Raw genomic sequence first — 12,631 nt, 5'->3', positions numbered from 1 at the left:
GGCGACCTAGCGTGGGACGAGGAGCTCATCCCTCGACGGGAGGTCGGCCATGTACAGCGACCGTCGTGACGCGGGACGTCAGCTGGCGTCCCACCTCGCACACCTGAAGGGTGCCGGGACCGTGGTCCTCGGGCTGCCACGCGGCGGGGTGCCCGTCGCCGCCGAGGTCGCCACCGCCCTCGGGGCGCCGCTCGACGTGATCCTGGTCCGCAAGCTCGGTGTCCCGTTCCAGCCCGAGCTGGCCTGGGGGGCGATCGGCGAGGGCGGGGTGCGGGTGATCAACCCCGACGTGCTGCAGATGGCCCACGTCAGCGAGCCGGAGATGGCCTCGGTGGAGCGGCGCGAGCGCGCCTCCCTCGAGCACCGGGCCCGGCTGTTCCGGGCCGGGCGCCCCCCGCGGCCGCTCGCCGGCTCCACCGCGGTGGTGGTCGACGACGGGCTGGCCACCGGCGCGACCGCGATGGCGGCGTGCGAGGTGGCCCGCGCGCACGGCGCGACCCGCGTGGTGCTCGCGGTGCCGGTCGGGCCACCGGAGTGCGAGCGCCGGTTCCACGACCGGGTCGACGAGGTGGTGTGCCCGTGGCAGCCGCAGGGCTTCGCCGCGATCGGCCAGTTCTACCGTGACTTCCGGCAGGTCTCCGACCAGGAGGTCGTGGACCTGCTGGCGAGAGCCGCGGCGGCCGAGACCGGACAGACGCCGGCGGCCGGCTCCGCTGCTTCGGGGACCGCCCCGGTGCATGTGGGGCCGAGCGACGAGGAGGTGCGGATCCCGGCCGGGGGCGTCGAGCTGCCGGGGCGCCTGACGATCCCGGACGGGGCCCGGGGCGTGGTGCTGTTCGCGCACGGCAGCGGCAGCAGCCGGCACAGCCCGCGCAACCGGTACGTCGCGGACGTGCTGCACCGGGCCGGGCTGGGCACGCTGCTGTTCGACCTGCTCACCGCCCGTGAGGAGGGCGACCGGGGCCTGGTCTTCGACATCGACCTGCTGTCCGGCCGGCTGGGGGACGCGACCGAGTGGGTGCGCAAGCAGCCCGCCGCCGCGGGCCTCCCGATAGGGATCTTCGGGGCGAGCACGGGCGCGGCCGCCGCGCTGTGGACCGCCGCGGACCTGCCGGAGACGGTGGCCGCGGTCGTGTCACGCGGAGGGCGGCCCGACCTGGCCCTTCCGCGCCTGCACGAGGTGCGGGCGCCGACCCTCCTGGTGGTGGGCGGGTACGACGGGGTCGTGCTCGACCTGAACCGGCGGGCCCAGCAGTACCTCGAGTGCGAGAACCGGCTGTCCGTCGTACCCGGGGCCACGCACCTGTTCGAGGAGCCGGGCACGTTGGCCGAGGCCGCCGGGCTGGCGCGGGACTGGTTCAGCGAGCACCTGGTGCCGGACGCTCCATCGTGATCTGGGCGACCTCGAGGTAGCCGGTGCGGAACCCCGCCTCGCAGTAGGCGAGGTAGAACTCCCACATGCGCCGGAAGGTGCCGTCGAAGCCGAGGTCCCGCACGGTCGGCCAGTTCGCGAGGAACCGCTCCCGCCACAGCCGCAGCGTGTGCGCGTAGTGCTGGCCCAGTGGCGCGACGTCGCTGACGCCGAGCGTGGTGTGCTCGGCGAGGACCTGCTCGATCGCGGTCTGCGACGGCAGCAGCCCGCCCGGAAAGATGTACTTGTGGATCCAGGTGTAGGTGTCCCGGGTAGCGACCATCCGGTGGTGCTCGAGCAGGATCGCCTGGATCGCCACCTTGCCGCCCGGGGCGAGGAGCCCGTCGATGGACCGGAAGTACGTCGGCCAGTATTTCTCGCCGACCGCCTCGATCATCTCCACGCTGACCACCGCGTCGAACTGCCCGGTCTGGTCGCGGTAGTCGCGCAGCGCGATCTCGACCCGGTCGGACACGCCGGCCGCGTCGACCCGCTGCTGCGCGAGGGCGGCCTGCTCGGTGGAGATGGTGATCGTGGTGACCCGGGCACCGCGCTGCGCGGCCCGGATCGCCAGCGTCCCCCAGCCGGTGCCGATCTCGAGCACCCGGCTGCCCGCGGTGACGCCGGCGGCGTCGAGGATCGCGTCCACCTTGCGGAGCTGGGCCTGCTCCAGCTCGTCCTGCGTGGGCGCCGGGACGAGGGAGGCGAAGAGCGCCGAGGAGTAGGACATCGTCGGGTCGAGGAACTGCGCGAACATCTCGTTCGACAGGTCGTAGTGCGCCTCGATGTTCTTGCGGGCGCCGTGCCTGCTGTTCTCCGGGTTCAGGCCGCGGGGGAGCACCACGTGACGCATCCGGTAGAACACCGGCCTGATCAGCTCGTTGAGCCGCTCCGCGAAGGGCGCCAGCGCGTCCGCTAGGTCGGTGTCGGCCGACGGGCGCCACTCGCCGGCCATGTAGGACTCGCCGATGCCGATCATCGGGCTCTGCCCCAGGCGCGCGAAGAACGCGGTCGGGTCGGTCACCTCGAGGGTCACCTCGCCGCCGCCGTACACCTCGCCGGTGGACAGCCGGGCGGTCACCGGGACGTTGCGCAGGATCCGCGCCAGCACCTGCTTGGCGACCCTGGCGCGCAGGCCGTACGCCGGTGCGGGCGGCAGGCTCCGCGCCGCGGTGTTCTCGCCGGTGGCCAGGGACTCCTGGGCGGCGGCCAGCGACTCCTGGCCGGGGCCGTCGATCGTGGTGCTCATGCGGGGTCCATGCCTTTCGGTGCCTCGTGGTGCGGACGGGGTACGACGGGCAGACGGCGCAGCCAGAGCCGGACGCCGTGCCAGCGGATCAGCGCCGCGACGCGTTGGGACGGGAACGGGTTCGCAGCGACGCGGCGCAGCGTGCGCCAGGGGGTGGCGGGCTCGAGGGCGCCGTGGACCGAGGCCGAGAACGCCGTACGGCCGTCAGGGGTGGTCAGCGAGATCGCGATCGCCACGTCGTCGGCGGTGAGCCGGGTGCGGATGTCGTAGCGGCCCTCGACGGCGAAGAACGGGGAGACGTAGAACTCCTTGTCGACGGTCGCCTTGCGGTCCTCGACCGACAACGGGTAGCAGTGCCGCTCACCGTAGGTGTTGTGCACCTCGGCGAGGACACCCTCGAACTCCCCGGCGGCGTCGAGGCAGAAGTACGTCGTCAGCGGGTCGAACACGTAGCCGAGGCTCCGCGCGTTGGCGAGCACCAGCACGCGGTGCGCGGTCCACGGCAGCCCCTGCGCGGTGACGAAGCGGCGCGCCTTGTCGAGCAGCGAGCCGTCGTCGGTGGGGGAGAAGTGGTCCCGCGCCCGGATCGACACCAGCGGCCGCAACCACCGGGGGAACGCGGCATTCGGGTCCGCTGCGTCCACCAGCCACATGGTGGTGCGGTGCGTGAACTCGTAGCGGAACGGCCGGTTGCGCCGATGGTGCACGAGCGCCCGGGTGGACGCCGGCCGTGGCGCGGTCGCGCTCACCAGGCGGCTCCGAGTGCCGTGGCCGCGGCGACCCCCGACCGGCAGCCGTCCTCGTGGAACCCCCACCCGTGGTAGGCGCCGGCGAACGCGAGCCGGTCGGTGTTGAGCGCTGCGAGCCGCTGCTGCGCGGCGACAGAGCGGCCGGTGTAGGTCGGGTGCTGGTAGGTCATCGTCGCGACCACGTGCTCGGGGGCGGGGCCCTCGTCGGGGTTGAGCGTGACGATCAGCGGGGAGCTCTCGGGGTGGCCCTGGAGCCGGTTCATCCAGTACGACACCCGGGTGCGGTCGGTCAGCGTGTCACAGTCGGCGAGGCGGTAGTTCCAGCTCGCGCGCGACCGGGTGTGCGCGGGCAGCGCGGACTCGTCGCGGTGCAGCCAGGCGGTGTTCGTCGAGTAGCCGAAGGCGCCGAGCAGCTCGGTCTCCTCGTCGCCGGCGTCGGTGAGCAGCGCGAGGGCCTCGTCGGCGTGGGTGGCGATCACGACCTTGTCGAACCGGTGGTGCTCGCCGTGCGCGGTGTCGAGCTCGACGCCCTCGGGCTTGCGGCTCACCGCGGTGACCCGCGTGGAGGAGCGGACCACGTCGAGCCGGTCGGTGACCGCGCGCACGTAGGAACGGGAGCCGCCGACCACGGTGTGCCACGTGGGGGAGTCGCCGAGGGTGAGGAACCCGTGGTGCCGCAGGAACGCGAAGAGGTACGCCGCCGGGTAGGCGAGCGCCTCGTGGTGGCCCATGGACCACACGCAGGACACCACCGGCAGCGCGTAGTGGGTGACGAAGTGCCGGTCGAAGCCGTGCTCGGTGAGGAACTCGCGGTAGGTGAGCTCGGAGGACGGTTCCTCCTCCAGGAAGGCGAGCGCCTGCTTCTGGAACGTCCTGATCTGCAGCAGCAACCGCCAGAACCTCGGGTCCAGGGCGCGCCGGCGCTGGGAGAAGATCCCGTCGGCCTTGCGCCCGCCGGTGTAGCTCAGCCCGCACTGGTCGCAGCAGATGCTCATGCTCATCTCGGTGGGCCGGGTCTGCACGCCGAGCTCGCCGAACAGCCGGCGCAGCAGCGGGTAGGTCCGGTCGTTGAGCACGATGAACCCGGAGTCCACCGGCACCGTCGACCCGTCGCCGAGCGGCACGTCGTGCGTGTGCGCGTGGCCGCCCAGGCGCTCGTCCGCCTCGAAGAGCGTGACGTGGTGGGTGCGCTGGAGCAGGTAGGCCGCCGTGAGGCCGGACACGCCGCCGCCGACGACGGCGACGGTAGGCCGCCCGTCGTACGCCGCGGTCACCGGCTGTTCCTGGAGGTCGTCATGCCAGGTGTTCGGACCGGAGGGGTGGGTGGATGGGTGGCGGGTGCGACGGAAATCGGACATGGGCAGCTAGGGCCGCTCCGGGTCGAGGACCTCGAGCCGCACCCGCTTGTTGCCGCGCCCCTTGGACTCGGTGCCGGTGACGGCCACCCGGCCCACCTCGGCGGTGCTCAGCACGTGGGTGCCGCCGTCAGCCTGCTTGTCGAGGCCGACGATGTCGATCACCCGCAGCGGGTCGATCTCGCGGGGGATGAGGTTGGCCACCGTCCGGATCAGCGCGTGGTCCTCGTCGGCGACCTCGCGGCCCACGAACTCCACGAGAATCTCCCGCGCGGCGGCGATCTCCTCGTTGATCCGGGCCTCGACCTGGCGGCCGAACTCCGCGGACATCGACTCCAGCGGGAAGTCGAGGCGGCCCTTGCCCGGGTCCATGTTGCCCCCGGTGACCGCGACCCGATGGTCGGCCCAGATCACCCCGCACAGGATGTGCAGCGCGGTGTGCGTGCGCATGGTGAGGTGGCGGCGTTCCCAGTCCAGCTCGCCGGCGACCGCGGTGCCCGGGGAGGGCAGGTCGCCCTCGAGGTCGAGCCAGTGCCAGATCCGGCCGGTGGCGCGGTCCCGGGCCACCTTCGCGACCAGGGCGGCGCCGCCGTCCCAGGTCAGGGTGCCGACGTCGTGCGGCTGGCCACCGCCCCCGGGGTAGAACGCCGTCCGCCCGAGGAGCACCCGGTTCTGCTCCCGGTCGACGTCGGCGACCGCGGCGTCGAAGGACCGCTGGTAGGCGTCGACCGCGAACAGCTCGGTCCGGGCGAGATCGTCCGGTGCACCCTCGGGCACGGCACGGCCGGGCACTGCCATGACGGGTCTCCCTCCCTCGTACGCCTCAGCAGGAACAACGTACCCGGCGGGCGAGGGAGGGGGAGCGGTCAGCGACCGCGCATGTTCTGGCGGGCGCCCTTCATGCTGGTCGGCATCGGGCCCTTGGGGAGCGGGATGTTCGAGCGGTTCGCGTCGAGCGCGCGGAGCCGGGCGAGCACGTCGGTCATCTGCGCCGGCTTGAGGCTGCGGCCCAGCTTGGTGACGTGGCGGACGAGCTTGGTCAGCGGGACCTCGCCGGGGCCGTTGCCGACGATCACCTCGTGGATCGTCACCTCGGAGGCGACCCGCTCGTGCTTGCGGCGCTCGGTGGCCAGCAGGGTCTTGAGCCGGTTCGGGTTGCCCTCGCCGACCAGGACGATCCCGGGCGGGCCGACGACGCGGTGCACGACGTCCTGGTTGCGGTTGAAGCCGACCGCGGGGTCGAGCTTCCAGCCCTTGCGGAGCATGCCGAGGGCGGCCGCGGCGGCCCCGGGCTGGCCCTCGATCTGGGCGTAGCCGGCCCGCTGCGCGCGCCGGCCGAACACGATGAGCAGGGCGAGGACGCCGAGCAGGACGGCGCCGATCAGGTCGAAGACCCAGACCCCCGGCACGAGCAGGAGCACGCCGAAGATCACGCCGGCGGTGAGGAGGAACGTGCCGAGCAGGACCAGCCCGATCTTCGGGTCGGACTGCTTGGTCATCTTGTAGCTGGCCGCGATCTGGCTCAGCCGGCCCTGCTTCGCGGTCTTGTCTTTCCTGGCCATTGCCTCGCTGCCTCGTTCTGCTCTCAGGGTCTGCGGTGTCGCCGCCATGGTCGCGCGGCGGCTGAAGTCTGTCAGACCGGCTGGCCTGCACGCTCGCGCGACTCGAGCGCCTGCTTGTAGAGACGGCCCGCACGGTACGACGAGCGCACCAGCGGCCCGGACATGACGCCGGCGAAGCCGATCTCGAGGGCCTCGTCGTGCAGCTCCACGAACTCCTCGGGCTTGACCCACCGCTCGACGGGGTGGTGCCGGGGGGAGGGGCGGAGGTACTGGGTGATCGTGATCAGGTCGCAGCCGGCCTCGTGCAGGTCGCGCAGCGCCTGCGAGACCTCCTCGCGGGTCTCGCCCATGCCCAGGATCAGGTTGGACTTGGTGACCAGCCCGAACTCGCGGGCCTGGGTGAGCACGTCGAGCGACCGGTCGTAGCGGAACGCGGGGCGGATCCGCTTGAAGATGCGGGGCACCGTCTCCACGTTGTGTGCGAGGACCTCGGGCCGGGACTCGAAGACCTCCTGGAGGAGGTCGGGCTTGCCGTTGAAGTCGGGGATCAGGTTCTCCACCCCGGTGTCGGGGTTGAGCTCGTGGATCGCGCGGACCGTCTCGGCGTACAGCCAGGCGCCGCCGTCGGGGAGGTCGTCGCGGGCGACGCCGGTGATCGTGGCGTAGCGCAGGCCCATGGTCTGCACGCTCTCGGCCACCCGGCGCGGCTCGTCACGGTCGAGCGGCTGCGGCTTGCCGGTGTCGATCTGGCAGAAGTCGCAGCGGCGGGTGCACTGGTCGCCGCCGATGAGGAAGGTCGCCTCGCGGTCCTCCCAGCACTCGAAGATGTTGGGGCAGCCCGCCTCCTGGCACACCGTGTGCAGACCCTCGGACTTCACCAGGTTCTGCAGCTCGGTGTACTGCGGTCCCATCCGGGCCCGGGTCTTGATCCACTCGGGCTTCTTCTCGATGGGGGTCTGGGCGTTGCGGACCTCGAGACGGAGCAGCTTGCGGCCCTCGGGGCTGATCGAACCCGTCGAGGCCGCGCCGCCGGACGTGGTGTCGGGCTGTGTGGGCGCGTGAGTCACGCCCGCCACTGTACGCCGCGCCCGTGAGGCGCCCCAACCGAACCGTGCCCGGCGGTAGGCCGGTGGGCGGGGCGCCGTACGGCGGTGTCAGGGGATGTCGCGACGACGGAACAGCAGCACCGACACCAACGCGACCACGGCGAGCAGCACGCCGAGGTAGGTCGCCCCACCGCCCAGCGTGAGCAGCGCCTCCTGGTTGCACTGCCGACCCGGGAGGCAGCGGATGCTCTCGTCGAAGTACCGGTGGCCGTCGCGCACCCAGGCGAACACGTTGTTGGAGAGGCTCCAGCGGGCGGCGCCCTCCATGGGGAGCGCGGCGATGAGCGCCTCCCCGCCGACCACGTAGGCGAACAGCGCCGCGAGCGTGCCCACGGTGTGCCGCACCAGCATGGTCAGCGCGTAGCCGCCGAGCCCGCCGAGGCCGGCCAGCACCACGCCGCGACCGACCAGCCACCGGATCTGCTCCTGCACCTGCGCGCCGGTCTGGATCCCGCGCGACTCGGCGACGAGGTAGAGGGTGAGCCAGAACGCCGTCAGGATCACCGCGGACGCGACGAGCGTGCCCACGAGCACGGCGGCTCCCTTGGCCAGCCACACCTTCGGCCGCCGCGGCTCGAAGAGCAGCTGGTTGCTCATCGACCCGGAGCTCCAGTCCGCGCCGGCGAAGGTCGTCCCGACGATGATCATCAGCGCCGACACGATCAGCAGCGCAGCGATGCCGGAGTCGTTCCGCTCCTGGGCGAGGGACACCACCGAGCGGTAGAGGTACCACTCGGCCTTGGGGGTGATGTTCTCGGCGCAGTCCGGCGCGCCGGACCCGACGCCGAAGTAGCGCGCCGGGTTCTTCTCGCAGCGCGCGATCTCCCGCTGGATGTAGGGCTGCTGGGCCTCGGCGTCGGCCTGCGCCTGGGCCCGGGCCTGGTCCGCGGCGCTGACCGGACGGGTCTCCCACACGGTGCTGGCGGCCAGGAGGCCGGTGAGCAGGGCGGCGGCGACCAGCAGCAGGACGATCGCGCGGCGGGAGCGGAAGCGGGTGAGCTCGACACGGAAGAGCCTCATGCGACACCTGCCTCGGTGGTGACGGGCGCGGCCGGTCCGGCGGGACGACCGACCGACGCGTCGCGGGTGAGCTGCAGGAAGACCGACTCCAGGTCGGCGCGGACCGGGGTCAGCTCGTGCACGAAGATCTCGTGCCCGGCGAGCAGCCGGTTGATCTCGCGCGGCTCGACGCCCTCGACGACGAGCGCCTCGCCGTCCGGAATGACGTGGTGGCCGGCCTCGCGCAGCAGCCGGGCCGCCGTCGCGGGGTCGGCGACGCCCACGCGCGTCGTGCTCGTGGACCCGCCCCCGACCAGGTCGTCGACGTCGCCGGAGGCGAGCAGGCGGCCCTTGCCGATGATGGAGGCGGAGTGGCAGACCTGCTGCACCTCGGCCAGGATGTGCGAGCTCAGCAGCACCGTGACGCCGCTGTCGCCGAGTCCGCGGATCATGTCGCGGATGTCGCGGATGCCGGCCGGGTCGAGTCCGTTGGTCGGCTCGTCGAGGATCAGCAGGTCAGGGCTCTTGAGCAGGGTCGCCGCGATCGCGAGCCGCTGCTTCATGCCGAGCGAGTAGCCCTTGTAGCGCTCCTGGTCGCGACCGTTCAGGCCGACCTGCTCGAGGGCCGCGTCGACCGTGTGGCTCGGCACGCCGATCGTGCGGGCGAGCAGGGTGAGGTTCTTGCGGCCGCTGAAGGTCGGCACGAACTTGGGCTGCTCGACGACGGCGCCGATGCGGTCGATCACGCTGGGCAGCAGGTGCGGGACCGGCTGGCCGAACAGCCGCATCTCGCCCTTGCTGGCGCGGGCCAGCCCGAGCAGCATCCGGATGGTCGTGGTCTTCCCAGAGCCGTTGGGGCCCAGGAAGCCGTGTACCCCGCCCCGCGGCACGGCGAGGTCGAGATCGTGGACGGCGACGACGTGCCGTCCGCGTCGGGTGCGGAACTCTTTCCGCAGGCCGGTGGTCTCGATGACCAGGTCACTCATGGGTCCCCCTGATGTGTCGGGGACCACTGTGGCGGAGCGGCGGCTCAGCCGAGCGGATTGAGAACCGGAACGCTCAACGTGTCTTGGCGCGCGGGGTCCTTCTTCGACGGGTCCGGGCGGGGCTCGTAGTCGGGGGTGGGCACGTAGTCGTCCCAGGCGAGGAGGTCGGCGAGGTGCCGCTCGACGTGGGGAAGCACCTCGGCCACGGTGACGTCGCGGGCGAGCTCGCGGGACAGCGAGGTGACCCCGGCGTCGGCGATGCCGCAGGGCACGAACCGGTCGTACCAGGTGAGGTCCACGTCGCAGTTCAGCGCGAAGCCGTGCATCGTGACGCCGCGGCTCACCCGGATCCCGATCGCGGCGATCTTCCGCTCCGGTCCGCGATCGTCGGCCTGCAGCCACACGCCGCTGCGGCCGGGGACGCGGGCGGTGGTCACGCCGAGGTCGGTGCAGGTGTGGATGAGCGCCTCCTCGAGGCGCCGTACGTAGTCCACGACCTTCACGTGCTCGGGGAGCCGGACGATCGGGTAGCCGACGAGCTGGCCCGGCCCGTGGAAGGTGATCTTGCCGCCGCGGTCCACGTCGACGACGGGGGTGCCGTCGCTGGGGCGCTCGTGCGGCTCGGTGCGCTTGCCCGCGGTGTAGACCGGCGGATGCTCGAGCAGCAGGACGGTGTCGGTGCCGCCGTCGGCCACCCCGGCGTGCACCTCGCGCTGCAGGTCCCAGGCGGCGAGGTACTCCACGGCCGCGTCCCCGAGCCCGACGGTCTTGAAGATCAGGTCGCTCACGGTGACGAGCCTAACGCGCGTCGCACGGGGTCGGTGTTGGGCCGAGGGAGGGCGATACCCGATTATGGAACCGGAGGGTTTCGGGTCGCCCGGGCGAGCGCTCGGGGAGCATGGGAACCGAGCCTCCGACCGCATACCCCGCACCACGGCACCTGACCCCGAAAGGCCACCCGCTGATGGCGAGATCCCACCGGTCCCCGCGCTCGAGGCGCTGGATCCTCCCGCTGGTCGTCGTGCTCCTCTGGCTGTTCGTCGGCGGCCCGCTCGGGTCGTACGCCGGGAAGCTCGCCAGCGTCCAGGAGAACGACAACGCGGCCTTCCTTCCGGAGAGCGCGGAGTCGACGCTCGCGCAGGACGAGTACACCAAGTTCATCGGCAACGAGTCGCTGCCCACGATCGTGGTGTTCGAGCGCGACGGCGGCCTCACCCAGCAGGACCAGGCGACGATCGGGCAGTACGTCGAGGACCTCAGGCAGGTGGAGAACGTCGACGCCGAGGGCGTGGTCGGACCGATCCCCGCCGAGGACGGCAGCGCCGCCCAGGTGGTCGTGCCCATCGCGACGTCGGACGGCGACGAGCTCGAGGCGGCCGTGGTCGACATCCGGGACGTGCTCGCGGACGCACCGGACGGGCTGACCGCGTTGGTCGGCGGCCCCGGCGGCATCCTCGGCGACTTCATCGAGGCGTTCGGGGCCATCGACGGGATCCTGCTCGGCGTCGCGCTGCTCGTGGTCCTGGTGATCCTGCTCGTCGTCTACCGCACGCCGGTGCTGCCGCTCGTCGTACTGCTCTCGGCGGTGCTCGCGCTCGGCGTCGCGTCGGCGGTCATCTACGCGCTCGCCTCGAACGACCTGCTCAAGGTGAACGGCCAGAGCCAGGGGATCCTGTTCATCCTCGCCGTCGGCGCCGCGACGGACTACTCGCTGCTGATCGTGGCGCGGTTCCGCGAGGAACTGCGCGACAACGAGTCCAAGTACGACGCGATGCGGGCCGCCTACCGTGCCGCCCTCGAGCCGATCCTGGCCTCGGGTGCGACGGTCATCCTCGGCCTGCTCTGCCTGCTGCTCTCGGACCTGTCGAGCCTCCAGGGGCTCGGCCCGGTCGGCGCCCTGGGCGTGGCCGGTGCGATGTTCGCGGCGCTGACCCTGCTGCCGGCGGCGCTCGTGCTGCTCGGGCGGGCGGCGTTCTGGCCGGTGATCCCGAGGTACGGCTCGCCGCACACCGACACCAAGGGGATCTGGGGCGCGGTGGCCCGGCTGATCGGGCGCCGCGCGCGCACGGTGTGGATGGTCACCTTCGTGGCGCTCGCGGCCTGCGCGGCGTTCGTGCCGACGCTGAACGAGGACCCGGTGCCGCAGACGGAGCTGTTCCTCACCGAGGTGGACTCGGTCAAGGCGCAGGACGTCATCGACGAGCACTTCGAGTCCGACCAGAGCAGCCCGGCGATCGTGATCGTGCCGCAGGACCAGGTCCAGCAGACCGTCGAGCTCGCCCAGCAGCAGCCCGGGGTCGCCGAGGACGGCGTGAGCGTGCTGCCGGCCGGCCCGCCGGCGCCGGGGCAGGCACCCGAGCCGAAGATCGTGGACGGCGAGGCGGTCGTCCTCGTCACGCTCGACCAGAACGCCGACTCGGAGGGCGCCACGGAGACGGTCCGCGCCCTGCGCAGCGAGATCGACGCGGTCAGCCCGGACATCACGGTCGGCGGGCAGACCGCGATCCTGCTGGACACGCGCGACACCGTCGACGCCGACCGCCAGAAGGTGATCCCGGCGATCCTGGTCGTGATCTTCCTGGTGCTGTCGCTGCTGCTGCGGTCGCTGCTCGCCCCGTTCATCCTGATCGTCGCGAACGTGCTCTCCTTCGGCGCGACGATGGGCATCAGCGCGGTGCTGTTCAACCACGTCTTCGGCTTCCCGGCCTCGGACCCGTCGACGCTGCTGATCTCGTTCGTGTTCCTGGTGGCGCTGGGCATCGACTACTCGATCTTCCTGATGACCCGGGTCCGCGAGGAGTCGATGAAGCAGGGCACCCACCCCGGTATCCTCAAGGGCCTGTCGGTCACCGGCGGTGTGATCACGTCGGCGGGTGTGGTGCTGGCCGCCACGTTCGCGGCGCTGGGCATCCTGCCGATCCTGTTCCTGGCGCAGATCGCGTTCATCGTCGCGTTCGGCGTGCTTCTCGACACGATCATCGTGCGGTCGCTGCTGGTGCCCGCGCTGGCGCACGACATCGGCCCGGCGATCTGGTGGCCGAGCAAGCTCTGGCACAGCCCGGACCACGCCGACCGGGAGACCGCGGAGATGCTGCACATGGACCAGGAGGGCCGCACCCCCTGACGCGCCGGTCGGACAGTCGGGCGGCTCGCTGTGGCCCGGCAGGTCCGGCCGCCTGTGGATGACGGCGCGCACTCGTCCGTGCGGTGATCC

At 72.1% G+C, this 12,631-nt stretch carries 11 protein-coding genes; 2 read left to right on the top strand and 9 right to left on the bottom strand.

Annotated elements, in window-relative coordinates; genetic code table 11:
• Positions 1-49 precede the first annotated feature (49 nt).
• Entirely contained in the window at positions 50-1,393 is a 1,344-nt protein-coding gene (locus K1X13_RS03390) for a phosphoribosyltransferase family protein (RefSeq protein ID WP_221023608.1), read from the top strand.
• Here K1X13_RS03390 and K1X13_RS03385 read toward each other — a convergent pair.
• The 9 genes from K1X13_RS03385 to lipB form a co-directional block, all read right to left on the bottom strand.
• Entirely contained in the window at positions 1,359-2,660 is a 1,302-nt protein-coding gene (locus K1X13_RS03385; RefSeq protein WP_221023607.1) for an SAM-dependent methyltransferase, read from the bottom strand. The two genes, K1X13_RS03390 and K1X13_RS03385, sit on opposite strands and share 35 nt — an antisense overlap.
• Positions 2,657-3,409 carry a DUF1365 domain-containing protein gene (locus tag K1X13_RS03380; protein WP_221023606.1) on the bottom strand — a complete coding sequence of 251 codons (753 nt, stop codon included), beginning with the start codon at positions 3,407-3,409 and terminating at the stop codon, positions 2,657-2,659. Before K1X13_RS03380 ends, K1X13_RS03385 begins: the two co-directional genes overlap by 4 nt.
• Entirely contained in the window at positions 3,406-4,683 is a 1,278-nt protein-coding gene (locus K1X13_RS03375) for an NAD(P)/FAD-dependent oxidoreductase (RefSeq protein ID WP_308249368.1), read from the bottom strand. The genes K1X13_RS03380 and K1X13_RS03375 overlap by 4 nt, the downstream gene beginning before the upstream one ends.
• Before the next feature lie 90 nt (positions 4,684-4,773).
• Positions 4,774-5,562: an alanyl-tRNA editing protein gene (locus K1X13_RS03370; protein ID WP_221023604.1), complete on the bottom strand. Its 789-nt coding sequence runs from the start codon at positions 5,560-5,562 to the stop codon at positions 4,774-4,776.
• 68 nt (positions 5,563-5,630) lie between these two features.
• Complete coding sequence (locus tag K1X13_RS03365) at positions 5,631-6,326, bottom strand: DUF4191 domain-containing protein (protein ID WP_221023603.1); 696 nt, start codon at positions 6,324-6,326, stop codon at positions 5,631-5,633.
• 71 nt (positions 6,327-6,397) lie between these two features.
• A complete protein-coding gene (gene lipA, locus K1X13_RS03360; RefSeq protein WP_372450660.1) occupies positions 6,398-7,393 on the bottom strand; it encodes a lipoyl synthase in 996 nt (331 codons plus the stop codon).
• A gap of 87 nt (positions 7,394-7,480) precedes the next feature.
• Entirely contained in the window at positions 7,481-8,452 is a 972-nt protein-coding gene (locus K1X13_RS03355; RefSeq protein ID WP_221023602.1) for a hypothetical protein, read from the bottom strand.
• Complete coding sequence (locus K1X13_RS03350) at positions 8,449-9,417, bottom strand: ABC transporter ATP-binding protein (protein ID WP_221023601.1); 969 nt, start codon at positions 9,415-9,417, stop codon at positions 8,449-8,451. Before K1X13_RS03350 ends, K1X13_RS03355 begins: the two co-directional genes overlap by 4 nt.
• A gap of 44 nt (positions 9,418-9,461) precedes the next feature.
• On the bottom strand, positions 9,462-10,205 hold the full coding sequence (gene lipB / locus K1X13_RS03345) for a lipoyl(octanoyl) transferase LipB (RefSeq protein ID WP_221023600.1): 744 nt from the start codon (positions 10,203-10,205) through the stop codon (positions 9,462-9,464).
• Between the two features lie 176 nt (positions 10,206-10,381).
• Between lipB and K1X13_RS03340 the strand changes: the two genes are divergently transcribed.
• Entirely contained in the window at positions 10,382-12,541 is a 2,160-nt protein-coding gene (locus K1X13_RS03340) for an MMPL family transporter (RefSeq protein WP_221023599.1), read from the top strand.
• Positions 12,542-12,631 lie beyond the last annotated feature (90 nt).

It is taken from the genome of Nocardioides jiangsuensis (genome assembly GCF_019679455.1).
Classification (GTDB): domain Bacteria; phylum Actinomycetota; class Actinomycetes; order Propionibacteriales; family Nocardioidaceae; genus Nocardioides_C; species Nocardioides_C jiangsuensis.
The sequence above is the reverse complement of the archived record's forward strand: the minus strand, read 5'-3'. Positions and strand labels throughout refer to the sequence as shown.